The sequence below is a fragment of the Cupriavidus sp. H19C3 genome (genome assembly GCF_049393815.1).
Lineage (GTDB): Bacteria > Pseudomonadota > Gammaproteobacteria > Burkholderiales > Burkholderiaceae > Cupriavidus.
This window is the reverse complement of the sequence record NZ_CP184985.1, coordinates 2169427-2195830: the sequence shown is the minus strand read 5'-3', so window position 1 is coordinate 2195830 and position 26404 is coordinate 2169427. Positions and strand designations below refer to the sequence as shown.

Genomic DNA, 26404 nt, shown 5'->3' with positions numbered 1-26404 from the left:
GTCAGGCATGGCCGCCGCGCTCGCTGTGGTCGGTTCCATGTTCTGCTCCATGGCTGTCGGGCGTGGCAGGTGTCTCGCCGACGTTGCGCGACGCGTCGCCGCGCTTCCAGAGATTTGCGTCCGTGCGGGAGCGGCCGGCCGCGGCGTCGCGCAGCGCGTTATCGAGCTTCTGCTGATTGAAGCCCGGCAGCGTCCGCAGGTGCGCGACCAGCGCGTCGTGATTGGCGGCATCGAGCGGCACCACGCAGCCCTGCTTGCTGCCGGTATCGCCGGCCAGGATCAACCATGCGGTCCCGGCCCACGGTGCACGGTCGGAGACGCGCACGACTACGCGTTCGAGCGCGTCCCAGGCGATTTCCTCGCGCTGCCCGTCGGGCCGGTGCACCACGGCGCGGTCGTCGTAGAGATTGATGACGAACGGATCGCCGGTACTGGCGCGGCGCGCCGTAACGGGGGCACGGTCGCCCGCGTGGTCGTGAGCCTGGCCGCCCGGCTGGGCGGAGGGAAACAGTTTGCGCAACCAGCCGATCATCGTGCGCCCCCCGTGGCGTTGTCGCGCATGATGGCCTCGATCTCGTCGGCCTTGACTGGCACACCGCGGGTCAGCAGTTCGCAGTCGCCGGCGGTCACCACCGCGTCGTCCTCGATGCGGATGCCAATATGCCAGTAGCGCTCGGGCACATCCTCGGCCGGCCGCACATAGAGGCCCGGCTCCACGGTGACCACCATGCCCGGCGCCAGCGGTCGCCACGGGCGCTCGCCGTCGTGCTCGGCCGGGGGCGGGCCCGGCACCCGGTACTCGCCCACATCGTGCACGTCCATGCCGAGCCAGTGGCCGGTGCGGTGCATGTAGAAGCGACGATAGCTGCCGCTGGCAAGCACGTCGTCGAGCGTGCCTTCCTTGTTGCGGTCGAGCAGGCCGGTATCGAGCATGCCCTGGGCAAGCACGCGCACGGCGGCGTCATGCGGCACGTTGTAGGGTACGCCGGCACGCGTCTGCGCAATGGCGGCATCCTGCGCCGCCAGCACGAGGTCGTAGAGTTCGCGTTGCGCGGGCGAGAAACGGCCCGAGACCGGGAACGTACGCGTGATGTCGGAGGCGTAGCCATCGAGTTCGCAGCCGGCATCGATCAGGCACAGGTCGCCGTTGCGCAGTTCCGCCGGGCCGGCGCGATAGTGCAGCACGCACGCATTGGCGCCGGTCGCGACGATCGAGTTGTACGCCACGCTCTGCGCGCCATGGCGGCGGAATTCGTACAGCAGCTCGGCCTCGAGATGGTATTCGCGCAGGCCTTCGCGCGAGGCGCGCATGGCGCGTACGTGCGCCTGCGCCGAAATCTCCGCCGCGCGCCGCATGATGGCCACCTCGCCGGCATCCTTGAACAGGCGCATTTCGTCGAGCCAGGTGCGTACGTCCAGCGCAACCGAGGGCGACGACACCCCGGCCCGGCCCTGGGCGCGCACGCCGTCGAGCCAGCGCCTGACCTGCATGTCGGTGCGCGTGGAAGCCGCCAGCGGATAGGCGATCTGCGCGCGGTTGGCCAGCAGCGGGGGCAGTTTGGCGTCGATTTCCTCGACCGAATACGCTTCGTCGAAGCCGAATGCCGCCCGCGCGCCCTCGGGGCCGTGGCGGAAGCCGTCCCAGATCTCGCGTTCCTCGTGCTTGGGGCGGCAGAACAGGATGCTGCGGCCGCTGCCGTCGGCATTGGCCACCAGCACCAGCACGGCCTCGGGCTCGGTGAAGCCGGTCAGGTAGTAGAAGTAGCTGTCGTGCCGGTACGGATAGTCGCTGTCGCGGTTGCGCATGGCCTCGGGCGCGGTCGGCACGATCGCGACGCCACCGCCGCCGTTGCGCAATTGTTGCAGCACGCGGTTGCGGCGATCGCGGCAGGCATCGAGAAGGGCGGGATCGGGAGCGGTCATGGAGTTCGGGAATGCTGTGGGCGAATGATCCCGATTCTAAACCTCCCGGCCGCGTGATGCGTGCGCCGCGCGGCGCGCGGGTCCGATATCAGCCGCGCAGCGCCGCGTCCAGCGTGGCCAGCTGGGCCGGTGTGCCGACGTTTTCCCAGCGCCCCCCGAAGCGTTCCCCGGTGGCGCTGCCGGCGGCGATGGCGGCCCGGTAGTACGGCGTCATCGGCACCTTCTGTCCGGGCTCGATGTCGCGGAACAGGCGCGTGTCGTAGAGTCCGATATTGCCGAAGGTCATGGGCTCGCCCGCGGCCGCGCCGTCGGGCAGGTGGAGCCGGCCTGCGCCATCGAGCAGGAAATCGCCGCGCGGATGGAACGGCGGGTTCGGCACCATCACCAGGTGCATGCGCGGCCGGTCCGCGCCGCGCATGGCCTCGGCGCGAGGTAGCAGCGCGCGGTAGTCGTAGTCGCAGAAAATGTCGCCGGAGACCGCAAGGAAAATGTCGCCGGCGGTGTCTCCGGCGCTCGTGCCTGCGCTCATGCCTGCGCTCATGTCGACCGTCCTGCCGGCCGCTCTGCCGGCGGTCCCGCCCCATGCGGTGGATGCCGAATCGGCGCCGTCAGCCAGCAGCGGCAGCGCGCGCGCGATGCCGCCGGCGGTCTCCAGCGCGGTGCCTTCAGCCGAATAGGCAATGCGCACGCCATGGCGCGCGCCGTCGCCAAGCGTGGCTTCGATCTGCGCACCCAGCCAGGCGTGGTTGATGACGATATCGGTCAGGCCGGCGCGGGCGAGCGCCTCGATCTGCCATACGATCAGCGGCTTGCCGCCGACCGGCAGCAGCGGCTTGGGGCAGGTATCGGTCAACGGGCGCATACGGTCGCCGCGGCCCGCGGCAAAGATCATGGCTTTCATGGTGACACCTGCAGCAAGGATTCCAGGGCGAGCAGCGCCGCCATGCCGGCCACGATGGTCCAGCCGACGCTGCGCGTGCGCGCCGCCACCCCGATCGCCACCAGGCCGGCCAGCAGCCGCGTGTTGTGCGGACTCAGGAAGAGCGCGCCGTCCCGCATCAGCAGGTCGGGCGCGATCAGCGCCGACAGCATGGCCGCGGGCACGAACTGCAGTGCGATGCGGAACCAGGCGGGCAGCCGCACGCGGCCTTCCACCGCGATGAAGGACAGCCGGATCAGGTAGGTGGCGGCACCGGCAGCGAGAAAGACGATGAACAGCGCGGCCGGGCTCATGCGGCGGTCTCCTCGCGCGGGCGCCCGTTCCTGTCGTGCCGGCCACGCTCACCGCCCAGCAGCAGCATGCCGGCGGCGATGCCGCCGAGGGCGGCCGCCATGATGCCGAGCTTGTGCGGCATGCCATGGCACGCCACGGCCAGCCCGCTGGCTACGAGCGCGGCCGCCAGTTGGGCGCGGTGCCGGAGCCCCGGCACGATGATCGCGATGAAGGTGAGTGGCAGGAAGAAGTCGAGCGGCCAGTCGGTCGGGATCTGCGCCCCCACCAGCACGCCCGCAAGCGTCGACAGCTGCCAGCACGTCCACAGCGACATGCCCGCGCCGAAGAAGAACCAGTGACGGTAGCGCATGCGCGCGCCGGTATCGGCCAGCCTGCGCGTCATGGCGGCGAAGGCTTCGTCCGTGAGCAGATAGGCGATCAGCGCCTTCCAGCGGCGCGGCAGATGCGCCAGCGCAGGCGCCATGGTTGCGGAGTAGAGCGCATGGCGCAGGTTCACCATCGCCACCGTGAACACCATGATGAGTGCCGGCGTGCCCCCGGCCCACAACTGGGTGAGGATCATCTGCGAGGCACCGCCGAACACCGTCGCACTCATCGCGCAGGCCAGCCAGGCGGGCATGCCCGCATTGACCGCCAGCACGCCGTAGATCAGGCCGAACGGTGCCACGCCGATCAGCATCGGCAGCAGCGTGCGGACCCCGGCCCACCATTCGGCGCCCGGGGTGGCGATGGTGACAGGGTCGGAACCTGCGTCGGGAAGCGCGTCAGGCATCGGTCAGAACGTGTAGCCGGCCGGGCTCTCGGTTCCGTCGAGTGCGTCCAGCAGGCGCACCAGCTTACGCAGTTCGGTATAGCGGCCCGCCACCTGGCGCGTGTACTTGAGCACCAGCGGCAGGTTGGCAAGATAGCCATCCTTGCCGTCGCGGTGATACAGGCGGGCAAAGATGCCCAGGACCTTGAGATGCCGCTGCAGGCCCATCCACTCGAAGTCGCGGTAAAACTCGCCAAAGTCGGCCGCGACCGGCAGACCTGCCTTGCGCGCGCGTTCCCAGTAGCGGATCAGCCAGTCGAGCTGCCGCTCCTCGTCCCATTCGATATAGGCGTCGCGCCACAGCGAGACCGCGTCATACGTAATGGGGCCGATCACGGCATCCTGGAAATCGAGGATGCCGGGGTTGGTGCCATCGGGCATCACCATCAGGTTGCGCGAGTGATAGTCGCGATGGACGTATACCTGCGGTTGGGCCAGGTTGTTGGCGATGAGCACGTCCATGACCTCGCGCAGGTCCGCCTGCCGGGCGTCGTCGAGGGTGACGCCAAGATGGCGCGCGATGTACCACTGCGGAAACAGGTCAAGCTCGCGCTGGAGCAGCGCGCGGTCGTATGCCGGCAGTTCGCCGGCGCGCGTGGCGGCCTGGATCCTGACCAGCGCGGCGGCGGCATCGCCATAGAGGCCGTGGGCCGAGGATTCGTCGAGGCGGGACAGGTAGGTCTGGTTACCGAGGTCCGCCAGCAGGAGGAAGCCCTGATCGAGGTCCTGCGCCAGCACGGTGGGCACCGTCACGCCGGCCGCGCCGAACAGCGCCGCCACGTGGATGAACGGCCTGCAGTCCTCGTGCGCGGGCGGTGCGTCCATGACGATCGCGGTCGGATGGCGCGGGTGGCCGGTACGTACGCGGAAATAGCGCCGGAAGCTCGCATCGGCGGAGGCCGGGGCGCAGGAATCGGCGTCGATCGTCCAGGCCGGGCCGAGTCCGGAGACCCAGGTTTTCAGTTGGGCGAGACGCGGGTCGTGGCCCGACTCGAGAGAAAGTGCTGCCATGCCGGAAAGGGTGAATGGGATGGCCCGTATAATACCCGACCGAACCCGGGCACCGGGTGGCCTCCGGGAGGGGCCGCCTGTGCCCGGCAGCCTGCTCCGGCAAGGGTTGGCGGGCGTTGTGGCCTGCTTCTGGCGGACCGCACGCGCTGCCCGCCCCCGGCTGAACGACCACCCGCTCGCATGACCGAACAACGACGATCACCGCAACGATCACCGCTACGATCACCGCACCAGACGGCTACCCGAACGCCCGGACGCCACGCGGACGTGTATCGGCGCCTGCGCGCCGTGCTGCCGGCCAGTGCCTTGCGGCCGCTCGTGCTGGCCATGGCCGGTCTGTCGGTGAATGTTCATGCCCAGTACGGGGCCGCGTCCTCGATTCCGGACATCCTGCCCGAAGACACCGTCACCCAGACCCCGGAAGCCGCGCCGCCGCCGCCGCAAGCGGGCGAACTGGTGCCGCGCCTGGCCGAGCCCGCCACGGCGACGGCTGCGCCGGGGGCGGCAAGCAACTTTGGCCTGACGCCGCAGAAGAGCGCGCCCAATCCGAATGCGCCGGCGTTCGTCTCGGGCGATCGCATGACGGGGTATAGCGAGAAGGGAGTGGACCTGGAAGGGAATGCCGAACTGCGGCGCGACGGCGCCGTGGTCAAGGGCGACAGGCTGACCTACGACCAGGACACCGACGAGGCGCACGTGGTGGGCAACGCGCGGCTGTCGAAGAACGGCACCGTGGCGGTCGGTCCCGAGGCGAAGATGCGCATCGAGGCCAACGAAGGCTACATGCTGTCGCCGGACTATTATTTCCAGCAGACGGGCGGCGGTGGCCACGCGGAACGCATCGATTTTCTCGATCCGGACCGCAGCACCATCAAGCACGCGTCGTACACGACCTGTTCGCCCGACAACGCGGACTGGTATTTCAGCGCGAGCAAGATCGATCTCGACAGCGATCGGCAGGTCGGCACCGCCTATGGCGGCGTGCTGCACTTTTTCAACGTGCCGATCGCGGCATCGCCCGCCTTTACGTTCCCGCTCAACGAGGAACGGCGCAGCGGCTTCCTGCCGCCGCTGTTCGGCTACAGCTCGCGCTCTGGCTTCGACCTGACCGCGCCGTATTACTTCAACATCGCGCCGAACCGGGACCTGACGCTGTATCCGCGGATCCTGTCATCGCGCGGGGTGCAGCTTGGTGGCGATTATCGGTACCTGGGCGAGACCTACAGCGGCCGCATCCGCGCGGACATCCTGCCGGATGACAAGAAGGCGGACCGCAACCGGTGGTCGTACTCGATCCAGCATACGCAGAAGCTGGCGCCAGGGCTGTCCGCCTATGCCAACGTGAACAAGGTCTCGGACGACCAGTTTCCCGACGACCTGACGCGTACGGTCGCGCAGTCGACGCTGCGGCAGTACACCCAGGAAGGCGGGGTGGTGTACAACTGGCAGGACTTCACGTTCCTGGCACGCGTGCAGAAGTTCCAGACCTTGTCGCCAAGCGAGCCGTCGTATCAGCGTGAGCCGCAGTTGAACGCGCGCTATACACGCTACAACCTCGGTGGCTTTGATGTACAGGTTGAAGGGGACTACTCGCGCTTCCGCATTCCGTTGCTGACCACGGGCTTCCAGCAGCCAGAGGGCGATCGCCTGTTCCTCCAGCCGTCGATCAGTTACCCGATCGTGCGCGCCGGCTGGTTCGTGACGCCCAAGGTCATTTTCAATGCCGCCCAGTACAACATGGATGCGGGCACCAATACGCCGGGTGCACCGAATACCCTGAACCGGACCGTGCCGACCATCAGCCTGGACTCGGGCATGACCTTCGAGCGCGATGCGCCTGGTGTCAGCAAGCTGTTTGGCCGCAGTTTCACGCAGACGCTGGAGCCGCGCCTTTTCTACGTCTACACGCCGTTCCGCGACCAGAGTCTGTTTCCGCTGTTCGATACCTCGCAGACAGACTTTGGCTACGGTCAGATATTCACCGAGAATCCGTTCACGGGTTACGACCGCATCGCCGATAACAACAAGCTGACGGCGGGCCTGACTACGCGCCTGATCGAATCCGATACCGGTGTCGAGCGTTTCCGCGGCACCATCGCGCAGCGCTTCGACTTCACGGGCCAGCGCGTGCAACTATCGGGCACGGCCCAGGATACCAAGCCGAGCTACTCCGACCTGCTGGCGGCCACGACCGTCCAGCTATTCCGGGGCTATTACCTGGATGCCGGAATCCAGTACAGTCCTGAAGATGACCGCGTGAACTACTCCAACGTGGCGTTTTCGTGGCGTCCGGAATCGCGCAAGCTGGTCAATGTGGGCTACCGCTACCGCCGTCCCACCTCGGTGACGGACAATACCGCGATCGACCAGATCGAGCTGTCGGGCCAGTGGCCGCTGACGCGCCGCACCTACGGCATCGGCCGGGTGGCATTCGACAAGGCGGCGAATCAGCTCGTCGATGCCCTGGCAGGTTTTGAGTACGCGGCGGACTGCTGGGTGGGCCGCTTCGTTTACCAGCGCTTCCGCAACACTTCGGATGGTTACACCGGGCGCTTCTTCCTGCAGGTGGAATTCCGCGGGCTGTCGAAGATCGGCTCCAATCCGCTGGACATGTTGCGCCTGAACGTGCCGGGCTACGAGCCCGTTTCCGCACGTCCGGTGCCGACATCCCAGTTCGATCACTATGAATGACGGAACAAGATGAAACGTCAAGTTTTTGCCGTGTTTTCACTGTTTTCTTCGTGGCAGCGCGTGCTGCTGTCGGCTGTGCTGGCTGCCATGGCGGTGCCTGCGGCGGCGCAACTGCGTGCCCCCGGCGGCGGTGGCGGCCGCACCACCGGCATCTTCCTGCCGCAGGCCGGACAGGAGCGCACGGTGGCGCCGAGCCAGCCGCAACTGGGCGTGCCGTCGGCGCAGTCGGGCGAGAAGCGTTCGCAGCTGGTCGACGAGGTGGTTGCCATCGTCAATAACAGCGTGATCACCCGTCGCGAACTGCTCGACCGCGCCGACGAGATCGAAAACCAGTTGCGCACCGCCCAGCGCGACGTGCCGCCGCGCGCCGACCTGCTCGGCGAAGTGCTGGAGCGCCTGGTGATGGAACGCGTGCAGACGCAGGCCGCGCAGGAAGCCGGCATTCGCGTCACGGACCAGGAAGTCGACCGCGCCATCGAGTCGGTGGCGCAGCAGAACCGCCTGAGCGCGACCGAACTGCGCAATCGCGTGGAGGCCAGCGGCATGAGCTGGACCAAGTATCGGGACGAACTGCGCAAGCAGGTGCAGGTGATCCGCCTGCGCGAGCGCGAGGTCGATGCCAAGGTGCAGGTCTACGACGGCGAAATCGACAACTACCTGGCCGCGCGCAGCGGCCAGCCGGCGGCCGTGAGCGGCCCCACCGAGTTCAACGTCGCGCAGATTCTCGTGCGCGTGCCGGAGAGCGCCTCGGAGGCGCAGAAGGCCGAACTGAAGGCCAAGGCCGAAGGTCTGCTCAAGCAGGCACAGGGTGGCGCAGACTTTGCCGCGCTGGCCAAGGCCAACTCCGAGGCCCCCGAAGCGGCCCAGGGCGGCGAGCTCGGCTTCCGCGAGATTGGCCGCCTGCCGGCGCTGTTCGCCAATGCCGTGGTCGATCTGCAGCCGGGCGCAGTGGCGCCGGAGGTCGTGGAAAGCGCCAACGGTTTCCACGTGATCAAGCTGGCCGCCAAGCGCACGGCGCCGTCGGCCTCGACGCCGCAGGCCACCAACCATATCGCGCAGACGCAGGTGCGCCATATCCTCATTCGCACCGGCCCCAACATGCCGGAGGCCGAAGCCACGCGCCAGCTCCAGGGCCTGCGTGACCGCATCACGCACGGGACGGACTTTGCCGACATCGCGCGCCGCTATTCGCAGGACGGCTCCGCCTCCAACGGCGGCGAGCTGGGCTGGGTGTCGCCAGGCGAGCTCGTGCCCGAGTTCGAACAGGCCATGAACCGGCTGCGTCCGGGCGAGATTTCCGAGCCCGTGGTCACGCAGTTCGGCGTGCACCTGATCCAGGTGCTCAACCGCCGCGAGACCGAGGTGTCGCCCGAGAAGCAGCGCGATTTCGCCCGCGCCGAGGTACGCGAGCAGAAGCTGCGCGCCGCCTACGACGACTGGGTGCGCCAGCTGCGCAGCGCCGCGTACGTCGAATACCGGATCAACCGCCAGCGCTGAGACGCGCGGCTCGTGACCAGACATGCCTGAACCGCTCGCGCTTGCCATCTCCACCGGCGAACCCGCCGGCATCGGCCCCGACATCACGATCGGCGCGCTGTTGCAGCTGGCCGGGCCCCACCATAACGGGCGCCGGCCCGGTGGCAATCACGACGGCCGCTACCGCTTTCACGTGCTTGGCGATGCGCGCCTGCTGGCGGCCCGTGCCGCGGCGCTCGGGGTGGGCAACGCGTGGGCACGGCGGCTGGGCGAGGGCGACGTGGTGATCGAGGACATCCCGCTGGACGTGCCCTGCCAAGCGGGCCGGCTCGATGCGCGCAATGGCCGCTATGTGCTGGCCCTGCTGGATGCCGCCATCGACGGTCTGCTGGGCGAGCCGGGTACCGCGCCGCGGTTTGCCGCGCTGGTCACGGCGCCTGTGCAGAAGAGCACGATCAACGACGCCGGCGTCCCGTTCACCGGGCATACCGAATATCTTGCCGAGCGTGCCGGCGTGCCGCGCGTGGTGATGATGCTCGCCGGGCCGCAACCCGCGCATGACAACGCCATGCTGCGCGTGGCGCTGGCCACGACCCATCTGCCGTTGCGCGCGGTGCCGGACGCGTTATCGGTGCCGTTGCTGCTGGAGACGCTCACCATCGTGGACAGCGACCTGCGCCGGCGCTTCGGTATCGCGCGTCCGCGCATTCTCGTGACCGGCCTCAACCCGCATGCGGGCGAGAGCGGCCATATGGGGCGCGAGGAAATCGACATCATCGGGCCCGCGCTGGAACTGGCGCGCGACGCCGGCATCGACGCGCGCGGCCCGTATCCGGCCGACACGCTGTTCCAGCCGCGCCACCTGCGCGAAGCCGACTGCGTGCTGGCGATGTACCACGACCAGGGACTCGCGCCGCTCAAATACGGCACGTTCGGGCACGGCATCAACGTGACGCTCGGGCTGCCGTTCATCCGGACCTCGGTGGACCATGGTACCGCGCTCGACCTGGCCGGCAGCGGCCGCGCCGAGCATGGCAGCATGATCGAGGCCATACTCTGTGCAATCGCCATGACGGGCCATGCCAACGGTATCGGCGGCAACGGCGGCAACGGCACCATGGGAGACCACCAGGCGAGCGATGGCGGCGGACGGCATCTGCCGCGCTGACGCCAGGCTCCAGATATCATGCGTTCAAACGTTCATCAGGGCCATGTGGCCCGCAAGCGATTCGGTCAGAACTTTCTCGTCGACGACGGCATCATCCATGGCATCGTCAATGCCATCGATCCGCAGCCCAACGACGTGATGGTCGAGATCGGTCCCGGCCTCGGCGCGCTCACCGATCCGCTGCTCGAGCGCCTGCCGCGCATGCACGTGGTCGAGCTTGACCGCGATCTCGTCGACCGGCTGCGTCGCCGTTATGGCAACCGCATCGATGTGCATGCGGGCGATGCGCTGCAGTTCGATTTCGCCAGGCTGGTCGAGCCCGGGCGCACGCTGCGCATCGTCGGCAACCTGCCGTACAACATCTCCAGCCCGTTGCTGTTTCACCTGATGAACTTTGCGGACCAGGTGCGCGACCAGCATTTCATGCTGCAGAAGGAAGTCGTGGAGCGCATGGTTGCCACGCCCGGCAGCAAGGCGTTCGGCCGCCTGTCGATCATGCTGCAGGTGCGTTATCACATGGAGCATGTGCTCGACGTTCCGCCCGCGTCGTTCAATCCGCCGCCGAAGGTCGACTCGGCGGTGGTGCGCATGATTCCCTGGCCGCGGCTGCCCGACGGCCAGTTGCAGTCGCCGTATGCCGCCTGCAACGTCGACGTGCTCGGCGACGTGGTGGCCGCCGCGTTTTCGCAGCGACGCAAGGTGCTGCGCAATACGTTGTCGTTTCTGCGCGACCAGGTCGACTTCGACGCGCTCGGCTTCGATCTCGGCCGCCGCGCCGAGGAGGTCCCGGTCGCCGAATACGTCGAACTCGCACGACTGGTTGGCGCCGGCACGCGTGCCGCCCTGTAAGCCCCAAAAGAATTTGTCTCGATTCCCCTGTGACGCCATGACAGCCCAAACGACTTCCGATCCGCGTCCCGTCATCCTGACCGGCGACCGCCCCACCGGCCCGCTCCACCTCGGCCACTACATCGGCTCGCTCAAGAGCCGCGTGTCGCTGCAGGACTCGCACAAGCAGTACCTGCTGCTGGCGGACACGCAGGCCATGACCGATAACGCGCACGACCCGGACAAGGTGCGCCGCAACGTGCTGGAGGTCGCGCTCGACTACCTCGCGGTGGGGATCGATCCGGCCAAGACCACCATCACGGTGCAGTCGCACCTGCCCGCGCTGGCCGAGCTGACGCTGATGTACCTGAACTTCGTCACGGTGGCGCGCCTCGAGCGCAATCCGACCATCAAGGAAGAAATCCAGGCGCGCGGCTTCGGCCGCGATATCCCGGCGGGCTTCCTGTGCTATCCGGCATCGCAGGCCGCCGACATCACGGGCTTCAAGGCCGTGCTGGTGCCGGTAGGCGAGGACCAGGCGCCGCTGATCGAGCAGACCAACGAGATCGTGCGCCGCATCAATCATCAGGTGGGACGCACGGTGCTGCCGGAAGCGGCCGCGCTGATCCCGAAGCACGGCCGCCTGCCGGGTGTGGACGGCAAGGCCAAGATGAGCAAGTCGCAGGGCAACGCGATTCCGCTGGGCGCCTCGCCGGAGCAGATCAAGGAAGCGGTGCACCGCATGTACACCGACCCGAATCACCTCAAGGTGTCCGATCCCGGCCAGGTCGAAGGCAACGTCGTATTCACCTACCTCGATGCCTTCGACCCGAATGTCGAGGAAGTGGAAGCGCTCAAGGAGCACTATCGCCGTGGTGGCCTGGGCGACATGGTGCTCAAGCGCCGGGTCGAGGGCATCCTGCAGGAGCTGCTGCGCCCGATCCGCGAGCGCCGCGAACAACTGGCGAAGGATCCCGGCTATGTATTCGACATTCTCAAGAAGGGAACCGCCGAAGCCCGCGAGCTGACGCAGCAGACGCTCGACGAAGTGCGTGCCGCGCTGGGCATGTTCTCGTTCTGACCCCGGTCGCGGTCAAGCGTGACCGCGGCCTGTCCTCTCCTCGCGCAAGCGGGGGAGGGCGTCCGGCTCAACCCTTGCGGTTGACCAGCACGATCCCGCCCAGGACCATCATCGCCGCCACGGCAAACCGTACCCCCACCACATCGTTCATCAGCAGCACGCCAAAGGCGACGCCAAATAACGGCGTAAGGAACGAGAATACCGCCAGCCGCGACGCCAGGTACTGACGCAGCAGCCAGAACCAGGCGAGATAACTCGCAAACGCAATCAATACCGACTGATAGAACAGACTGGCCAGGACCAGGCCGTTCACGCGCGCGTCGTGATGCTGTCCGATCATCAGCGCCAGCACGATCAGTCCCACCGCGGAGACCGCGAGCTGGTACAACAGCGTCTTGCTGGCGGGTGCGCCGGCCAGCTTGCTGGCGCGCACGACGATGGTGGTGGCGGCCCATAGCGCCCCGGCCAGGACGCCGAGCGCATCGCCCGGCAGCGTGCTCGCGTGCGATACCGAGGCCGTCATGCCGTCGGCAAATGCGAGCACCATGCCGCCGAACGCGGCGACGACACCGAGCCATTGCGCACCGCGCAGCCGTTCGCTCGCCACCGTGAGGTGCAGGCCGAGCGCGGTGAAGATGGGTGCCGTATAGAGGAACACGGCCATGCGGGACGCCGTGGTGTAGCCCAGGCCGATGAAGATGCAGAGGAATTCGGCACCGAACAGCAGGCCTGCGAGCAAGCCCGGTCCGAGGGTGCCGTCGCGCTGCCAGAGCGGCGTCCGGCGCCAGGAGGCAAAGGCGAAGACAAGCAGCGCGGCGACCGCCGAACGCAGGCCGGCCTGGAGTACCGGGCCGACATGCGGGGCGGTGACCTTGATGGCCACCTGCTGCAGACCCCACGCCGCACACAACACGACCATCAGGCCAACGGCCAGGCCATCGAGTGGACGCCGGACGGCCGGCGCCGTCGTGCTCACGGACGCGCGGCGTCGCGCGTCGAATGACGCTCGATCAGCTCGATCTTGTAGCCGTCCGGATCCTCGACGAACGCGATGACCGTGGTGCCGCCCTTGACCGGACCAGCCTCGCGCGTGACCTTGCCGCCGGCTGCGCGGATGCGGTCGCACGCGGCGGCCGCATTATCGGTTTCCAGCGCGATATGGCCGTAGGCCGAGCCGAGATCGTACTTGTCGACGCCGTAGTTGTAGGTCAGTTCGATCACCGCGCCTTCGCTCTCGGGGCCATAGCCGACGAAGGCGAGACGGTACTTGTACTCCGGGTTGTCGCTCTCGCGCAGCAACTGCATGCCGAGCACGCGCGTATAGAAGTCGATCGAGCGCTGGTAGTCGCCAACGCGGAGCATGGTATGGAGAATTCGCATGATGGGGGCCTTCTGAGGAGGAATGGACGCCTGCCGGAGTGGCGGCGTTACGTTATCCCCGCCATTTTATGCCGGTTACGCCGATCGCCGCAGACGGGCCCCACCGCCGCTCAGGCGCGGGTGCCGGCGTGATGCACGCCCGTCGAGCCAAAGCCGCCAGCGCCGCGGGCGCTGTCCGCGGAGAACTCGCTGACCGTAGTGAAGACCGGGCGCAGCACCGGTACGAACATCATCTGTGCGATCCGTTCGCCCGGCTGGATCACGATCGGCTCGGTTCCCGCCGCATTGCGGTTCCACACGCTGACCATGATCTGACCCTGGTAGTCGGCATCGATCACGCCGATGGAATTGCCGAGCACGAGGCCCTTCTTGTGGCCCAGGCCGGAGCGGGGCACGATCGTCGCGGCCATGTACGGGTTGCCCATGTGCACGGCGATGCCAGCCGGGATCAGCTGGGCGGGCGTGCCGGCTTCGATCGTGACCGGGCCGTCCACGCACGCGTGCAGGTCGATGGCGGCGGCCATGTCGCTCTGGTAGGCCGGCAGGCCCCAGTCGTTCAGGCGGGTGTCGAGGACCTTGATTTCAACGGAAGGGTTCAGCGGAGCGCTCATGGATATCGGGTTTGGCTGCGGCAAAACGGGGATGATAGCGCGAGTCGGGCCGCGCCCCGCTAATTGGCAGGGTCCAGCTCGAAGGCGGCCGCCAGCAGCTCGTAGGTACGCTGGCGCGCCGCATAGCTCGCGGTCACGCTGAGCACCACGAGCTCGTCCGCGGCAAAGCGCTCGCGCAATGCCAGCATGCTCTCCGTCACCGTCTGCGGGGTGCCGCAGATCGTGCGGGGCCGTTCACGCTCGATGATCATGCGGTCGCGTTCATTGGGCGCGAAGTCGGCGGCCTGCGCAAGCGACGGGATGGGTGCGTTGACGCCATACGCCATCTGCAGGCGTCGGATATCGACCGCCTGCATCAGCGCGTCAGCTTCGCGTTCCGTATCGGCGCAGATCACGAACACGGCTGCCGCACTGTAGGGCGCGTCCGCGTAGCCGGCTTCGAACCGTTCCCGATACTGCCGCGCCACCGCATGGCCGCCATGGGCGTTGATGAAGTGTGCGAATGCAAAGCGCAGACCGAGCTGTGCGGCCAGCGCGCCGCCGTAGTCGCTCGAGCCAAGCACCCAGAGTTCCGGGCGCGTATCGATAACCGGCTGCAGCAGCACGCCGTCCGCGAGATGCCCGGCGGGGACTTCGCCGCCCAGCAGCCATGCGAGGTCGCGCACCTGCTCGGCAAACTGGTCGCCGCGATTGTATTGGCCCATGGCCACCGCCTGCGCGGTGCGCATATCGCCGCCGGGCGCGCGGCCCACGCCGAGATCGATGCGGTTCGGGAAGAGCGCTTCGAGCATGCGGAACTGCTCGGCGACCTTGAACGGGCTGTAGTACGGCAGCATCACCCCGCCGGACCCCAGCCGGATACGCCGCGTGGCCGCGCCGAGGCGCGCCAGCATGACCTCGGGCGCGGGATTGCAGACGCCGTGCAGGCCATGGTGTTCCGCGCACCAGTAGCGCGTATAGCCAAGCTCGTCGGCCATCTGCGCGAGGTCGACCGTGGCCGCGAGCGCGTCGCGCGCGGTGTGCCCGGCAATCACCGGACTTTGATCGAGTACGGACAGGCGCAGGCGCGGGCGGCCCGGTGACGGCGTGGTCGATGGGGGCATGCCCGGTTCAGGAGTGCCATACGGGGGCGTGGTCATGCGGATTTCCGGCGAATGATGCGGGGGTCAAGGCAGTGCGCGCGGCAGACGCGTGGCGATGGCGGCAACCAGCTGGCGCGCCAGCGACAGCTTGTCGGCGCGTGGCAGCCGGGTCATGCCGGCCGCATCGAACAGCACGATCTCGTTGTCGTCCATGCCGAACGTGTGGTGGCCGATATTGCCCACCAGCAGCGGCACGCCCTTGCGCTGGCGTTTCTGCTCGCCATACTGCGCGAGGTTTTCGCTCTCGGCGGCAAAGCCGACGCAGTAGGGGGCGTCCGCACGCGCCGCCACCGTGGCCAGGATGTCCGGATTCTGCACGAAGCGGAGCGTCGGCGTATCGGTGTCGTTGGCTTTCTTGAGCTTCTGGTCCGCGACTTCGGCCGGCCGCCAGTCGGCCACCGCGGCCACCGCCACGAAGACGTCGATATCGCGCAGCTGAGCCAGTACCGCATCGTGCATCTGCTGTGCGCTGCGTACGTCGGTCCGCGCCACGCCGCGCGGCGTCGGCAGCGCCGTGGGGCCCGCCACCAGCAGGACTTCGGCGCCGGCCTCGCGTGCCGCGCGCGCGATCGAGAAGCCCATCTTGCCCGACGAGAGATTGGTGATGCCTCGCACCGGATCGATGGCTTCGAAGGTCGGCCCGGCTGTGATCAGCACGCGCTTGCCCTGCAACGGCTTGGGCTGGAAGAACGCGATCAGGTCCTCGACGATCTCCTCGGGTTCGAGCATGCGCCCATCGCCGATCTCGCCACAGGCTTGGTCGCCGCTGCCCGGGCCCAGGATCGCCACGCCATCGGCGCGCAGCTGGGCCGCGTTGCGTTGCGTGGCGGGCGCCGCCCACATCTGGCGGTTCATCGCGGGCGCCAGCAGCAATGGGCAGTCGCGTGCGATGCACAACGTGGTAAGCAGGTCGTCGCAGAGGCCATGGGCAAGCCTGGCCATGAGGTCGGTGGAGGCCGGCGCGATGAGGATGGCATCGGCCTCGCGCGAGAGGTCGATGTGCGCCATGTTGTTGTCCACGCGGGCGTCCCATTGGGACAGGTAGACCGGGCGCCCGGACAGCGCCTGCATGGTCACCGGCGTGATGAAGTGCGTTGCCGCCTCGGTCATGGCCACCTGGACGGTGGCGCCGGCCTTGGTCAGCAGCCGGACCAGTTCGGCCGACTTGTAGCAGGCGATGCCGCCGGACAGGCCGAGGACGATATGCTTGCCGCGCAGATCCATGGAAAAGCTCTTCTGGAAGGGGGATGGCGCATCATACCGCCGCGGCGCGACGGGCGCCCGGGCACGCCTCCCCAACCCTTCCGCGCGCGGTGTCTTGCTTCAATGTCGGCGCACGCGGCGCAGTTCGTCCACGATCAGCAGGACCGCGCCCACCGTGATCGCGCAGTCGGCCACGTTGAAGGCCGGAAAATGCGTGTTGCGCAGGTGGAAATCCAGGAAATCGATCACATGGCCGTGGAGCACCCGGTCGATCACGTTGCCGATCGCCCCGCCAAGGATCAGCGAGATGGCCAGGCAAAACATCTTCTGCCCGTTATGGCGATACAGCAGCCATACGATAAAACCGGCGACCAGCACGGCCAGTAGCGTGAAGAACCAGCGCTGCCAGCCGCCGGCATCGGCCAGGAAGCTGAATGCGGCGCCCTTGTTGTAGACCAGCACGAGGTTGAAGAAGCTCGTGACAGGCCGCGATTCGCCGTACTGGAAGGTCCGGCTGATCACGATCTTGAAGAACTGGTCGAGGATCACCACCAGCACCGCAAAGGCCATCCAGAGCAGCGGAGTGGTGCTGCTGGCGGCCTTGGCGCGGCGCGCGGGGCGCGAGGTGCGCGTCGTGGACGATGCCATCAGGCGTGGCTCCTGTGTTCGCCGGCGCCGAACAGGTTGCTGTCGCAGCGGCCGCAAAGGGTGGGATGAGCGGGATTGTGGCCCACGTCGGCACGGTAGTGCCAGCAGCGCTCGCACTTGGCGTGCGCGGACGGCGTGACCGTGACCAGCAGATCGCCGCCTTCGGGCGCCGCCGTGACGCGCGCGGCCGAGGTCAGCAGGACGAACCTGAGGTCGTCGTCGAGGCTCTGCAGCGCGGCCAGCACCGGGCCGCCGGCGGCGATGGTGACTTCCGCCTGCAGCGACGAACCGATCTCGCCTTCCACGCGTACGGCCTCCAGCTGCTTCGTTACCTCGGCGCGCACGCTGCGGATCTCGTGCCACTTCTGCAGCAGGTCGTCGGCATTGTCGATGGCCGGCACCGTGTAGTACGTGCTGGTGAAGATGGTGTCCTGGTGCTCGGTGCCGTGCGCAAACACCTGCCACGCTTCCTCGGCCGTGAACGACAGGAACGGCGCCATCCAGTGCAGCATGGCCTGGGTGATGTGGTAGAGCGCATTCTGGGCGCCGCGACGCGCGCGCGAGTCGGCCGCCGTGGTGTACAGGCGGTCCTTGAGCACGTCGAGGTAGAAGCCGCCAAGGTCTTCCGAGCAGAACGTCTGCAGCTTGGCCACCACCGGGTGGAACTCGTAGGCCTGGTAGTGCGACAGCACTTCCTTCTGCAGGCGCTCGGTCAGTGCCACCGCGTAGCGGTCGATCTCCAGCCATTCGCTCGCCGGCAGCGCGTGTGCGGCGTGATCGTAGTCGGCGAGGTTGGCAAGCAGGAAGCGGAGCGTGTTGCGGATGCGGCGGTAGCCCTCCACCACACGCTTGAGGATCTCGTCGGAGATCGACAGTTCGCCCGAATAGTCGGTCGATGCCACCCACAGGCGGATGATCTCGGCACCCATCTTGTTGGCGATGTCCTGCGGCGAGACCGTGTTGCCGACCGATTTCGACATCTTGCGGCCTTCGCCGTCGACAGTGAAGCCGTGCGTCAGCAGCGCCTTGTAAGGCGGCTTGCCGTAGAGCATCGAGGCGGTCAGCAACGACGAATGGAACCAGCCGCGGTGCTGGTCGGACCCTTCCAGGTACAGGTCCGCAAGGCGCCCGTCGGCCTCGTCGGCGGACGGATCGTAGAGGTCCTCGCGATGCGAGCCGCGGATCACGGTCCAGTGCGTGGTGCCGGAGTCGAACCACACGTCGAGCGTGTCGCGATTCTTTTCGTACAGTGCGGCCTCGTCACCGAGCAGCTCTTTCGGATCGAGCGCCTGCCAGGCCTCGATGCCATGCTGCTCGACGCGCTTCGCCACTTCCTCCAGCAACTCGGGCGTGCGCGGATGCAGCGCCCCGGTTTCCTTGTGAACGAAGAACGCCATCGGCACGCCCCATTGGCGCTGTCGCGAGAGCGTCCAGTCGGGACGGTGCGCGATCATATTGTGCAGGCGCTGCTTGCCCCACGACGGGTAGAACTCGGTCGCCTCGATGCCGGCCAGCGCGGTCTCGCGCAGCGTCGGCCCCTCGTTGGCGGGCACCACATCCATGCCGGCAAACCATTGCGAGGTGGCGCGGTAGATGATCGGCGTCTTGTGGCGCCAGCAGTGCATGTAGCTGTGCTCGTACCGGTGCGAATTGAACAGGTTGCCGGACGCTTCCAGCGTTGCCACGATTTTCGGGTTGGCGTCCCAGATCGACAGGCCGCCGAACAGCGGCAGCGTGCTGGCATAGACGCCATCGCCCATGACCGGGCTGATGATGTCCTCGTCGCGCATGCCGTGGGCCTTGCACGACTGGAAGTCTTCCACGCCGTAGGCCGGCGCCGAGTGCACGATGCCCGAGCCGGTGTCCGTGGTCACGTAGTCACCCAGGTAGATCGGCGACAGGCGGTCGTAACCAGCGTCCATCCTGGCGAGCGGATGGTGGAAGCGGATCTCCGACAGCGCATCGCCGCGCGCGGTGGCCACCACCTTGCCTTCGAGCGCATAAGTCTTCAATTGCTCCTCGACGCGTTCCGTGGCCAGGATCAGGAAGCCGCGCGGCGTGTCGACGAGCGCGTATTCGACTTCGGGATGCACGTTGAGCGCCTGGTTGGACGGGATCGTCCACGGCGTGGTGGTCCAGATCACGATCCAGCCCGGCTTGCCCTCGAGCTGCGCCACGGGCACGTGGAAGGCATGGGCCAGCCTGTCGGTCTCGGCAAACGGAAAGCCGACGTCGATCGAGAGATCGGTCTTGTCCTTGTACTCGACCTCGGCCTCGGCCAGCGCCGAACCGCAGTCGAAACACCAGTTCACGGGCTTGAGGCCGCGGAACACATAGCCCTTCTCCATGATCTTGCCGAGCGCGCGCAGTTCGTCCGCCTCGTTGCTGAAGTTCATGGTCAGGTACGGATTGGCCCAGTCGCCGAGCACGCCGAGCCGCTCGAAGTCCTTGCGCTGGCGCGCAATCTGCTCGGTCGCGTAGGCGCGCGCCTTCGACTGGACTTCCTGCACGGGCAGGCCCTTGCCGAACTGCTTTTCGATCTGGATCTCGATCGGCATGCCATGGCAGTCCCAGCCGGGGACATAGACCGCGTCGAGCCCGCTCAGGCCGCGCGCCTTGACGATCATGTCCTTGAGGACCTTGTTGACCGCGTGGCCGATATGGATGTCGCCATTGGCATACGGCGGGCCGTCATGGAGCACGAACTTCCGGGCGCCCTTGCGGGCTGCCCGGATCTTCTTGTACAGCTGCTTTTCCTGCCATTGCCTGACCCACAGCGGCTCGCGCTTGGGCAGGTCCCCCCGCATGGGGAAGGGCGTATCCAGCAGGTTGACCGGATACTTGCTTTTCTCGGGCTTGGCGCGTTTGTCGTCGGACATGTCGATTCTCGGGCGATTCGTGGGGCGCGGCGGGTACTGGGATCGCCGCGCGCGATCCATTGGGTGTAAGGGGCGGTAGCAGGCGGAAAGCGGGCCACCGGTACCGCTCAGGCGGTACCGGCGCCGCTACCTAATTCGGTCCGTGGCGGAAGTGGCAAAGTCGCGGCGGCGGCTCTGCGCGTCCGGGGCAGTGCCGCCGCCCGGTGCGTCGGGCGCGGTCAGGCCGAAGAACGCGCGCGCATCGGCGCTGTCCTTGGCGATGGCGGCCGTCAGCGCGTCCAGGCTGTCGAAGCGGGCCTCGTCGCGCAGCTTCTTCATGAACTCCACGCGCACCAGCTTGCCGTACAGGTCGCCGCTGAAGTCGAACAGATGCACCTCCAGCAGTACGCGCCCGGCGTCCTCGATGGTAGGCCGCACGCCGATGCTCGCCACGCCGGGCAGCGGCTGCTCGGCCAGCCCGTGCACCTGCACCACGAAAATGCCATTGACGGCCGGGCGCTTGTGCGAAATGCGCAGGTTCAGCGTGGGATATCCGAGATCGCGCCCCAGCTTGCGGCCGTGGATCACGTGGCCGCTGATGGCATAGCCGTGGCCAAGCAGCCGGCGCGCGTGTTCGAGGTCGCCTTCCTCCAGCGCCTGGCGTACCGCCGAGCTGGAAATGCGCACCCCGCCTTCCGAGACCGAGCCCATCTGCTCGACGTCGAAGCCGAAGCGGCGGCCGGCCTCGCGCAGGTACTCCACGTCGCCGGCACGGCGCGCGCCAAAGCGGAAATCGTCGCCCACCAGCACCCAGCGCGCGTGCAGACCGTGCCAGAGCACGTTCTCGACGAAGGCCTGCGGCGACTGGGCGGCAAAATGGGCGTTGAAGTGCTCCACCACGACGCGGTCCACTCCGTTGCGGCGCAGCGCGTCGAGCTTGTCGCGCAGCAGCGCGATACGGGTCGGCGCACGGTCCGGCGTGAAGAACTCGCGCGGGTGCGGCTCGAAGGTCATCACGCACAGCGGCAGGCCGCGCGCGTCCGCCGCGGCGCGCGCGCGCGCGAGCAGCGACTGGTGGCCGCGGTGCACACCGTCGAAATTGCCGATGGTGAGCGCGCAGGGCGCCCGGCTTTCGGCATTGGGCAAGCCGCGGAAGACTTTCACGAGGACGGCGAAAAAGCGATTCGGGAAAAAGGGGCATTATAAGGCGAATGCCCCGTCCTGCCCCATTTGGTGGCGACCTGGGCGGGCGGTTGCCCGCCTGCGCGCGGCGCGCGGCCCACAACCGGGGCATTTGTGCGCCATCGTGCCGCCGCGGCCGTGGCGTCGGCGCGCAAAAGCCGGCATGATATGCGCCACTCGGAATACCAATCGCGCGACACTTGAAGCCAGCGGCGCGCCTTGTCGATCCTGTCGATTTTGTCGATCTGGCGGGGCAGGGTGCGCGGCGGCGGTGAATCGCGTCAGATGCCAGGGCTCCCCTTTTGAACGCGCTGCTCAACAAGTTTCTGCCCCCACCCGGACCGCCGCTCGATACCGAAACGCGCGCCAGGCTGCTGGCCACGGTCCACCGGGTCTCGCCGACGGCCATCGCCGCCTCGCTGATCCTGCCGGCCCTGACCACGGCGGCGTTCTGGCATGAGGCCGACCATGTCGCGCTGCTGGTCTGGTGCGCCGTCATGCTCGGCCTGACGGTCGGCGCCAGCTGGTTCTACTTCGGCTACAAGCGCGACAGCGGCAAGCTGAGCCGCTCCGCCCATACGCGCAAGTGGTGGAACAACATGCGCCTGATCGCGTTCGTCACCGGCGTGACGTGGGGCAGTTCGGCGCTGCTGCACCTGTATGCGCATTCGGTGGTGTTCTCGAGCGTGCTCTACCTGCTGACCCTTGGGGTGCTGGCCGGCGGCGCCACCTCGCAATCGCCGGTGCCGTCCAACCTCGTCTTCGCGGGTGTACCCATCCTGGTGCCCAACGTGCTGCTGGCGGAGTTCGCCTTTCCGGGGCACGGCGGCTATGTCCAGTTACTGCTGGCCATCTACGCGCTGATGCTGGCGCGCCACGTGCTGAACCTGCAGCACACGCTGGTGCGCGCGATCCAGGTGGAAAGCGACACCCGCCGCCTGGCCAAGCAGTTCCAGGAGGAAAAGGAGCGGGCGCTCCATGCCAGCGAGGAGAAGTCGCGCTTCCTGGCCGCGGCGAGCCATGACCTGCGCCAGCCTGTGCACGCGCTCGTGATGCTGGTGGAGGCGTTGCGCGCGCGCAACCAGTCGAGTTCGCTGCATCCGCTGGTGGAACAGGTCGCGGCAGGTACGCAGACCATCGATCTGCTGTTCCGGTCGCTGCTGGACCTGTCCAAGCTCGAAGGCCGCAAGGTCCTGCCGACGCTGGAACCCTGCGACCTGAACGCACTGATCCACGACGTGATGAGCCAGTTCGCGGCCGACGCGCGCGAGAGCGGGCTCTCGCTCAACCCGCGCGTACCCGACGAGATCTTTGCGATGGCCGAGCCCGTGCTGCTGCGCCGGGCGCTGTTCAACCTCGTGCAGAACGCGCTGCGTTACACCAGGCGCGGCGGCATATTGGTGACGGCGCGCCAGCGCCGCAAGCATATCCGGCTCGAGGTATGGGATACCGGGGCGGGCATCACGCCCGAGCATCTGCCCGATATCTTTTCGCCGTATTACCAGGTCCATAACCCCCAGCGCGATCCCTCCCAGGGACTCGGCCTCGGCCTGGCGATCTTCAAGGAATGCGTGCGCCTGATGCGCGGTACCTATGGCGTGCGTTCGGTGCCGGGCAAGGGATCGGTGTTCTGGTTCGCGCTGGCGCCGGCGCCGGCCGAGTCGATCGCCAGCATCCGCGCCATGCGCGCCAACGCGCGGGCCGAGGATGCCAAACCGGACCGCATGCGCGGCACGGTGCTGGTGGTGGACGACGACAACCAGATCCGCAAGGCCTGGATCGCGCTGATGGAGGCATGGGGCATTCGCGTGGCCTGCGCCGCGCATGGCGCGGAAGCCGATGCGCTGTTCCAGAAGGGGCTCAAGCCGGACATCATTTTCTGCGACCTGCGCCTGCCGGGAAGCGAAAACGGGCTGGATCTGCTGGAACGCTGGCAGACCACGCAGCCGCAGGCGCGTAGCGCGCTGCTGACCGGCGATCTGAAATCGGCCGCGCTGGCGGCCGCGGAAGAGGCGGGATACTTCGTGTTGCCGAAGCCGGTAGACCCGGCGGCGCTGCGCATGCTGCTACGGCGCTGGCTGCATGCTGCCTGAGGGGGGGCGGGTAATGAGGGGGGCGGCGGGTAACGTAGCGGGAGGCTGATGGCGCCCACGTCGCGCGGGCGGCGCAGTGACCGCGCCCGGGCGACCGCGACGTTACTGCCGCAGACGGAACCGCTCCATCCGCGACATCACCTGCATGCGCGTACGCACACCCAGGCGTTGCAGGATGGCGGAGACGTGTTCCTTGACCGTGTTCTCGGTCAGGCCGAGCTTGCGCGCGATGACCTTGTTCGGCAAGCCTTCCAGCACCAACGCCAGGACCGAGCCCTGGCGCGGCGTCAGGCCGAGCTCGGCGGGCGTGACGGGAATCCCGTGGGCCGGGCCGAACGACTGGGCACGGCCGTTGAGGGCCTCGTCGGAAGGAAAGCTGGTATCGCCGGCCAGGACCTTGCGCACCGCGGCCGTGAATGCGTTGGCATCGAGGTGCTTGCCGACAAAGCCGCATGCGGACAGCGCACGCGCGCGTCCCACGATCTCCGGCGTGGCCTCGGCCGACATGAAGATGAATCGCGCTCCGGGAATCACCGTCTTGAACGTCTGCATGGCATCGAAGCCCGTGCCGTCGTTTAGCCAGATATCGAGCAGCACGATATCGGGGCGTAACCCCTGTTGCAGCGTATTGAGCGCTTCCTTGGCACTGCCGGCGGCGTGTACCGCTACGTCCGGCATGACTTCCGCGAGAAACGCGGTAGTGCCTGAGAGGGCCATAGGATGATCATCGACCACCAACAAAGTCGGTGCAGTGTTCGACATGCGTATTCCCGTCTAATTTCCCAGCCTCGTCCTTGTTGTCACCTCGCCTTGGCATAGGGGGCGCGTGGACGTAGCGACCACTCTAACAGAGCGAGTGAGGCGTCACAATCCGTCGCACGGGGTAAATTGCAGGCACCCCGGCGTGCCAAAACGCCAGCTCATGCATGTTTCCCGTGAATTAAGCGCCTGATCTGCTCGCTTTGCGGGAGTTTGCGCAATCGCTTGGTAGAATTGCGCGATGAAAAATATTGTGATCCTGATATCGGGGCGTGGCACCAATATGGAAGCCATCGTCCGCGCCTGCGCCGCCGAGCAGTGGCCCGCGCGCGTGGCGGGCGTGCTGTCCAATCGCCCCGATGCCACCGGCCTGCAATTTGCCGCCGAGCATGGTATCCCCACCATCGTAGTCAACCATCAGCATTATCCCGACCGCACCGCATTCGATACCGCCATGCGCGCGGCGATTGATGCATGGCAGCCCGATCTCGTGGTATTGGCTGGCTTCATGCGTATTCTCACGCCGGCTTTTGTCGAGCATTATGCGGGTCGCATGCTGAATATCCATCCGTCGTTACTGCCCAGTTTTCCCGGTCTTGACACGCACCGCCAGGCGCTCGATGCCGGGGTCAAGCTGCACGGTGCGACGGTACATTTCGTCACGCCGGAGCTCGATCACGGCCCAATCGTGATGCAAGCGGCACTCGATGTCCTGCAGAATGATACGCCAGAGTCGCTTGCGACGCGTCTGCTGGACAGCGAGCACATCATCTACCCGCGCGCAGTGCGCTGGTTCGTCGAAGACCGCCTGCATGTGCGGGACGGCGTCGTACACGTTCAACCGGCCGAGCCGCAATGGCTGCTGGCTTTATCCCAAGGCCCAGTCGCGGCAGGCAATCCATCATGACAATGAGTCGTAATCCCGCAACACCCCAGGACAACCGCCAGCGTTCGCGCAGCAAAGGCAAGTCCAGTCCGATCCGCAAACCAGCCGCCGCTGGTGCCGATGGCGCTTCCGCGCGCAGCCACAGCGGCCTGCAGGCGTTCCATCTGCAGCACATCGACCGCCTGCTCGGCAAGGTCCTGCTGTTTGCGCGGCCGGCCGATGCCGTGGTCAGCCACTACTTCCGCGAAAACAGCAAGCTCGGTCATCGCGAGCGCGGCATCATCGCGGAAGCCATTTTTGCAATATTGCGCCGTCGTGTCGAATTTGGTCAATTTGCCGAAAGTGGTACGGGCGCGGCAACGCGCCGGCTGGCCCTGCTCGGCCTCGCCGCCACGCTCGGCCGCGATGCGCTCACGCCGTTTCTGTATCCCGACGAAGCCACCTGGCTCGACCGCCTGACCACGATCGAGCGCGCGAGCCTGGCCCCGCGCGTGCGCACCAACCTGCCGGAGTGGCTCTACGACGATCTGCTGGCGCGCCACGGCGAGGCCTTCACCGCCGAGCTGGGCGACGCCTGGCTGCGCCCGGCACCGCTCGACCTGCGTGCCAACCTCGGCAAGGTGTCACGGGAACAGGCGCTGGCCGAGCTTGAGGCGGCCGGCATCAAGGCCGCCCCGACCCCGATGGCTCCGGCGGGGATCCGCCTGGCCGGCAAGCCCGCGCTCAACCAGTTGCCGCTGTTTATCAACGGCGGCGTGGAGGTACAGGACGAGGGCAGCCAGTTGCTGTGTCACCTGGTGGCGCCGCGTCGCGGCGAGATGGTGGTGGACTTTTGCGCCGGCGCCGGCGGCAAGACGCTGGCGCTGGGCGTGGCGATGCGCTCGACCGGGCGCCTGTACGCCTTCGACGTCTCCGAGAAGCGTCTGGCCAACCTCAAGCCGCGGCTGGCGCGGAGTGGTCTGTCCAACGTGCATCCGGTGCTGATCGACTCCGAACGTGACGCCAAGATCAAGCGTCTGGCCGGCAAGATCGATCGCGTGCTGGTCGATGCTCCGTGCAGCGGCCTGGGCACCTTGCGGCGTAACCCCGACCTCAAATGGCGCCAGACGCCCGAGTCGGTGCTGGAGCTGACCGCCAAGCAGCGCGCGATTCTCGATTCGGCGGCCCGTCTGGTGAAAGGGGGCGGACGGGTGGTCTATGCGACCTGCAGCGTGCTGGAAGCCGAAAACGAAGCCATCGTGCGCGATTTCCTCGCCAACCACGACAATTTCCGCCTTGTGCCGGTGCAGGAGGTGCTCGCGGAGCAAAAGATCGAAGTCCCGTCGTTGCCTGCCGATAGCGGCATGTTGGCGCTATATCCGCATATTCATCACACTGACGGCTTCTTCGCGGCGGTGCTGGAGCGGACCCGCTGACGCC

General features: G+C 67.3%; 23 protein-coding genes. 8 read left to right on the top strand and 15 right to left on the bottom strand.

Features of this window, described 5'->3' with window-relative positions; all coding sequences use genetic code 11:
- Position 1: 1 nt before the first annotated feature.
- From DFLDMN_RS10205 to DFLDMN_RS10180, 6 genes are all read right to left on the bottom strand, one after another.
- Positions 2–532, bottom strand: a complete 531-nt coding sequence (locus DFLDMN_RS10205; protein WP_423194856.1) for a hypothetical protein — start codon at positions 530–532, stop codon at positions 2–4.
- A complete protein-coding gene (locus DFLDMN_RS10200; RefSeq protein WP_423194855.1) occupies positions 529–1923 on the bottom strand; it encodes an aminopeptidase P N-terminal domain-containing protein in 1395 nt (464 codons plus the stop codon). The genes DFLDMN_RS10205 and DFLDMN_RS10200 overlap by 4 nt, the downstream gene beginning before the upstream one ends.
- An 88-nt stretch (positions 1924–2011) precedes the next feature.
- On the bottom strand, positions 2012–2824 hold the full coding sequence (locus DFLDMN_RS10195; protein ID WP_423194853.1) for a nucleotidyltransferase family protein: 813 nt from the start codon (positions 2822–2824) through the stop codon (positions 2012–2014).
- Positions 2821–3156 carry an AzlD domain-containing protein gene (locus DFLDMN_RS10190; protein WP_423194852.1) on the bottom strand — a complete coding sequence of 112 codons (336 nt, stop codon included), beginning with the start codon at positions 3154–3156 and terminating at the stop codon, positions 2821–2823. Before DFLDMN_RS10190 ends, DFLDMN_RS10195 begins: the two co-directional genes overlap by 4 nt.
- Positions 3153–3929: an AzlC family ABC transporter permease gene (locus DFLDMN_RS10185; protein WP_423194851.1), complete on the bottom strand. Its 777-nt coding sequence runs from the start codon at positions 3927–3929 to the stop codon at positions 3153–3155. The genes DFLDMN_RS10190 and DFLDMN_RS10185 overlap by 4 nt, the downstream gene beginning before the upstream one ends.
- 3 nt (positions 3930–3932) lie before the next feature.
- Positions 3933–4979 (bottom strand): aminoglycoside phosphotransferase family protein, encoded by a 1047-nt coding sequence (locus tag DFLDMN_RS10180; RefSeq protein WP_423194850.1) that lies wholly within the window; start codon positions 4977–4979, stop codon positions 3933–3935.
- Between the two features lie 180 nt (positions 4980–5159).
- Between DFLDMN_RS10180 and DFLDMN_RS10175 the strand changes: the two genes are divergently transcribed.
- The 5 genes from DFLDMN_RS10175 to trpS are packed head-to-tail and all read left to right on the top strand — an operon-like array spanning position 5160 to position 12223.
- Complete coding sequence (locus DFLDMN_RS10175) at positions 5160–7670, top strand: LPS-assembly protein LptD (protein ID WP_423194849.1); 2511 nt, start codon at positions 5160–5162, stop codon at positions 7668–7670.
- Between the two features lie 9 nt (positions 7671–7679).
- Complete coding sequence (locus tag DFLDMN_RS10170) at positions 7680–9167, top strand: peptidylprolyl isomerase (protein ID WP_423194848.1); 1488 nt, start codon at positions 7680–7682, stop codon at positions 9165–9167.
- A gap of 22 nt (positions 9168–9189) precedes the next feature.
- The gene (gene pdxA, locus DFLDMN_RS10165) at positions 9190–10314 is read left to right on the top strand and encodes a 4-hydroxythreonine-4-phosphate dehydrogenase PdxA (protein WP_423194847.1); all 1125 of its coding nucleotides are present in this window, start codon (positions 9190–9192) and stop codon (positions 10312–10314) included.
- Between the two features lie 18 nt (positions 10315–10332).
- Positions 10333–11163: a ribosomal RNA small subunit methyltransferase A gene (rsmA, locus tag DFLDMN_RS10160; RefSeq protein ID WP_423194846.1), complete on the top strand. Its 831-nt coding sequence runs from the start codon at positions 10333–10335 to the stop codon at positions 11161–11163.
- A gap of 37 nt (positions 11164–11200) precedes the next feature.
- A complete protein-coding gene (gene trpS, locus DFLDMN_RS10155; protein WP_423194845.1) occupies positions 11201–12223 on the top strand; it encodes a tryptophan--tRNA ligase in 1023 nt (340 codons plus the stop codon).
- Between the two features lie 67 nt (positions 12224–12290).
- Here the strand turns inward: trpS and DFLDMN_RS10150 are convergent, their stop codons facing one another.
- The 8 genes from DFLDMN_RS10150 to DFLDMN_RS10115 form a co-directional block, all read right to left on the bottom strand.
- Entirely contained in the window at positions 12291–13142 is an 852-nt protein-coding gene (locus tag DFLDMN_RS10150) for a DMT family transporter (protein ID WP_423198373.1), read from the bottom strand.
- A gap of 53 nt (positions 13143–13195) precedes the next feature.
- Positions 13196–13603 carry a lactoylglutathione lyase gene (gene gloA, locus DFLDMN_RS10145; protein WP_423194844.1) on the bottom strand — a complete coding sequence of 136 codons (408 nt, stop codon included), beginning with the start codon at positions 13601–13603 and terminating at the stop codon, positions 13196–13198.
- Between the two features lie 110 nt (positions 13604–13713).
- Positions 13714–14214 (bottom strand): dUTP diphosphatase, encoded by a 501-nt coding sequence (dut, locus tag DFLDMN_RS10140; protein WP_423194843.1) that lies wholly within the window; start codon positions 14212–14214, stop codon positions 13714–13716.
- A gap of 59 nt (positions 14215–14273) precedes the next feature.
- Positions 14274–15317 (bottom strand): LLM class flavin-dependent oxidoreductase, encoded by a 1044-nt coding sequence (locus DFLDMN_RS10135; protein ID WP_423198372.1) that lies wholly within the window; start codon positions 15315–15317, stop codon positions 14274–14276.
- 63 nt (positions 15318–15380) lie between these two features.
- Positions 15381–16580, bottom strand: a complete 1200-nt coding sequence (gene coaBC, locus DFLDMN_RS10130; RefSeq protein ID WP_423194842.1) for a bifunctional phosphopantothenoylcysteine decarboxylase/phosphopantothenate--cysteine ligase CoaBC — start codon at positions 16578–16580, stop codon at positions 15381–15383.
- 99 nt (positions 16581–16679) lie between these two features.
- Entirely contained in the window at positions 16680–17207 is a 528-nt protein-coding gene (gene lspA / locus DFLDMN_RS10125) for a signal peptidase II (protein ID WP_423194841.1), read from the bottom strand.
- A complete protein-coding gene (gene ileS / locus DFLDMN_RS10120) occupies positions 17207–20086 on the bottom strand; it encodes an isoleucine--tRNA ligase (protein ID WP_423194840.1) in 2880 nt (959 codons plus the stop codon). Before ileS ends, lspA begins: the two co-directional genes overlap by 1 nt.
- 126 nt (positions 20087–20212) lie before the next feature.
- Positions 20213–21229: a bifunctional riboflavin kinase/FAD synthetase gene (locus DFLDMN_RS10115; RefSeq protein ID WP_423194839.1), complete on the bottom strand. Its 1017-nt coding sequence runs from the start codon at positions 21227–21229 to the stop codon at positions 20213–20215.
- Positions 21230–21549: 320 nt separating this feature from the next.
- On the opposite strand from DFLDMN_RS10115, the gene DFLDMN_RS10110 reads away from it, so the two are divergent.
- Positions 21550–23340: an ATP-binding protein gene (locus tag DFLDMN_RS10110; protein WP_423194838.1), complete on the top strand. Its 1791-nt coding sequence runs from the start codon at positions 21550–21552 to the stop codon at positions 23338–23340.
- A 102-nt stretch (positions 23341–23442) separates the two neighbouring features.
- On the opposite strand, the gene DFLDMN_RS10105 is transcribed toward DFLDMN_RS10110, so the two are convergent.
- Positions 23443–24102 (bottom strand): response regulator, encoded by a 660-nt coding sequence (locus DFLDMN_RS10105; protein ID WP_423194837.1) that lies wholly within the window; start codon positions 24100–24102, stop codon positions 23443–23445.
- 238 nt (positions 24103–24340) lie between these two features.
- Here DFLDMN_RS10105 and purN point away from each other — a divergent pair, with 238 nt between their 5' ends.
- Together purN and DFLDMN_RS10095 are read left to right on the top strand one after the other, a co-directional pair.
- Positions 24341–25006: a phosphoribosylglycinamide formyltransferase gene (gene purN, locus DFLDMN_RS10100; RefSeq protein WP_423194836.1), complete on the top strand. Its 666-nt coding sequence runs from the start codon at positions 24341–24343 to the stop codon at positions 25004–25006.
- A 2-nt stretch (positions 25007–25008) separates the two neighbouring features.
- Positions 25009–26400 carry an RsmB/NOP family class I SAM-dependent RNA methyltransferase gene (locus tag DFLDMN_RS10095; protein WP_423198371.1) on the top strand — a complete coding sequence of 464 codons (1392 nt, stop codon included), beginning with the start codon at positions 25009–25011 and terminating at the stop codon, positions 26398–26400.
- The last annotated feature ends 4 nt before the right edge of the window (positions 26401–26404 follow it).

Bases quoted from the DNA above. Each gene is read 5' to 3' on its own strand.
- DFLDMN_RS10205 (WP_423194856.1), bottom strand. From the start codon at position 532: ATGATCGGCTGGTTGCGCAAACTGTTTCCCTCCGCCCAGCCGGGCGGC.
- DFLDMN_RS10185 (WP_423194851.1), bottom strand. From the start codon at position 3,929: ATGCCTGACGCGCTTCCCGACGCAGGTTCCGACCCTGTCACCATCGCC.
- lspA (WP_423194841.1), bottom strand. From the start codon at position 17,207: ATGGCATCGTCCACGACGCGCACCTCGCGCCCCGCGCGCCGCGCCAAG.
- trpS (WP_423194845.1), top strand. From the start codon at position 11,201: ATGACAGCCCAAACGACTTCCGATCCGCGTCCCGTCATCCTGACCGGC.
- DFLDMN_RS10180 (WP_423194850.1), bottom strand. From the start codon at position 4,979: ATGGCAGCACTTTCTCTCGAGTCGGGCCACGACCCGCGTCTCGCCCAA.
- coaBC (WP_423194842.1), bottom strand. From the start codon at position 16,580: ATGGATCTGCGCGGCAAGCATATCGTCCTCGGCCTGTCCGGCGGCATC.
- pdxA (WP_423194847.1), top strand. From the start codon at position 9,190: ATGCCTGAACCGCTCGCGCTTGCCATCTCCACCGGCGAACCCGCCGGC.
- DFLDMN_RS10095 (WP_423198371.1), top strand. From the start codon at position 25,009: ATGAGTCGTAATCCCGCAACACCCCAGGACAACCGCCAGCGTTCGCGC.
- DFLDMN_RS10150 (WP_423198373.1), bottom strand. From the start codon at position 13,142: ATGGTCGTGTTGTGTGCGGCGTGGGGTCTGCAGCAGGTGGCCATCAAG.
- purN (WP_423194836.1), top strand. From the start codon at position 24,341: ATGAAAAATATTGTGATCCTGATATCGGGGCGTGGCACCAATATGGAA.
- dut (WP_423194843.1), bottom strand. From the start codon at position 14,214: ATGAGCGCTCCGCTGAACCCTTCCGTTGAAATCAAGGTCCTCGACACC.
- DFLDMN_RS10105 (WP_423194837.1), bottom strand. From the start codon at position 24,102: ATGTCGAACACTGCACCGACTTTGTTGGTGGTCGATGATCATCCTATG.
- DFLDMN_RS10175 (WP_423194849.1), top strand. From the start codon at position 5,160: ATGACCGAACAACGACGATCACCGCAACGATCACCGCTACGATCACCG.
- ileS (WP_423194840.1), bottom strand. From the start codon at position 20,086: ATGTCCGACGACAAACGCGCCAAGCCCGAGAAAAGCAAGTATCCGGTC.
- rsmA (WP_423194846.1), top strand. From the start codon at position 10,333: ATGCGTTCAAACGTTCATCAGGGCCATGTGGCCCGCAAGCGATTCGGT.
- DFLDMN_RS10200 (WP_423194855.1), bottom strand. From the start codon at position 1,923: ATGACCGCTCCCGATCCCGCCCTTCTCGATGCCTGCCGCGATCGCCGC.
- DFLDMN_RS10190 (WP_423194852.1), bottom strand. From the start codon at position 3,156: ATGAGCCCGGCCGCGCTGTTCATCGTCTTTCTCGCTGCCGGTGCCGCC.
- DFLDMN_RS10135 (WP_423198372.1), bottom strand. From the start codon at position 15,317: ATGCCCCCATCGACCACGCCGTCACCGGGCCGCCCGCGCCTGCGCCTG.
- DFLDMN_RS10170 (WP_423194848.1), top strand. From the start codon at position 7,680: ATGAAACGTCAAGTTTTTGCCGTGTTTTCACTGTTTTCTTCGTGGCAG.
- gloA (WP_423194844.1), bottom strand. From the start codon at position 13,603: ATGCGAATTCTCCATACCATGCTCCGCGTTGGCGACTACCAGCGCTCG.
- DFLDMN_RS10195 (WP_423194853.1), bottom strand. From the start codon at position 2,824: ATGAAAGCCATGATCTTTGCCGCGGGCCGCGGCGACCGTATGCGCCCG.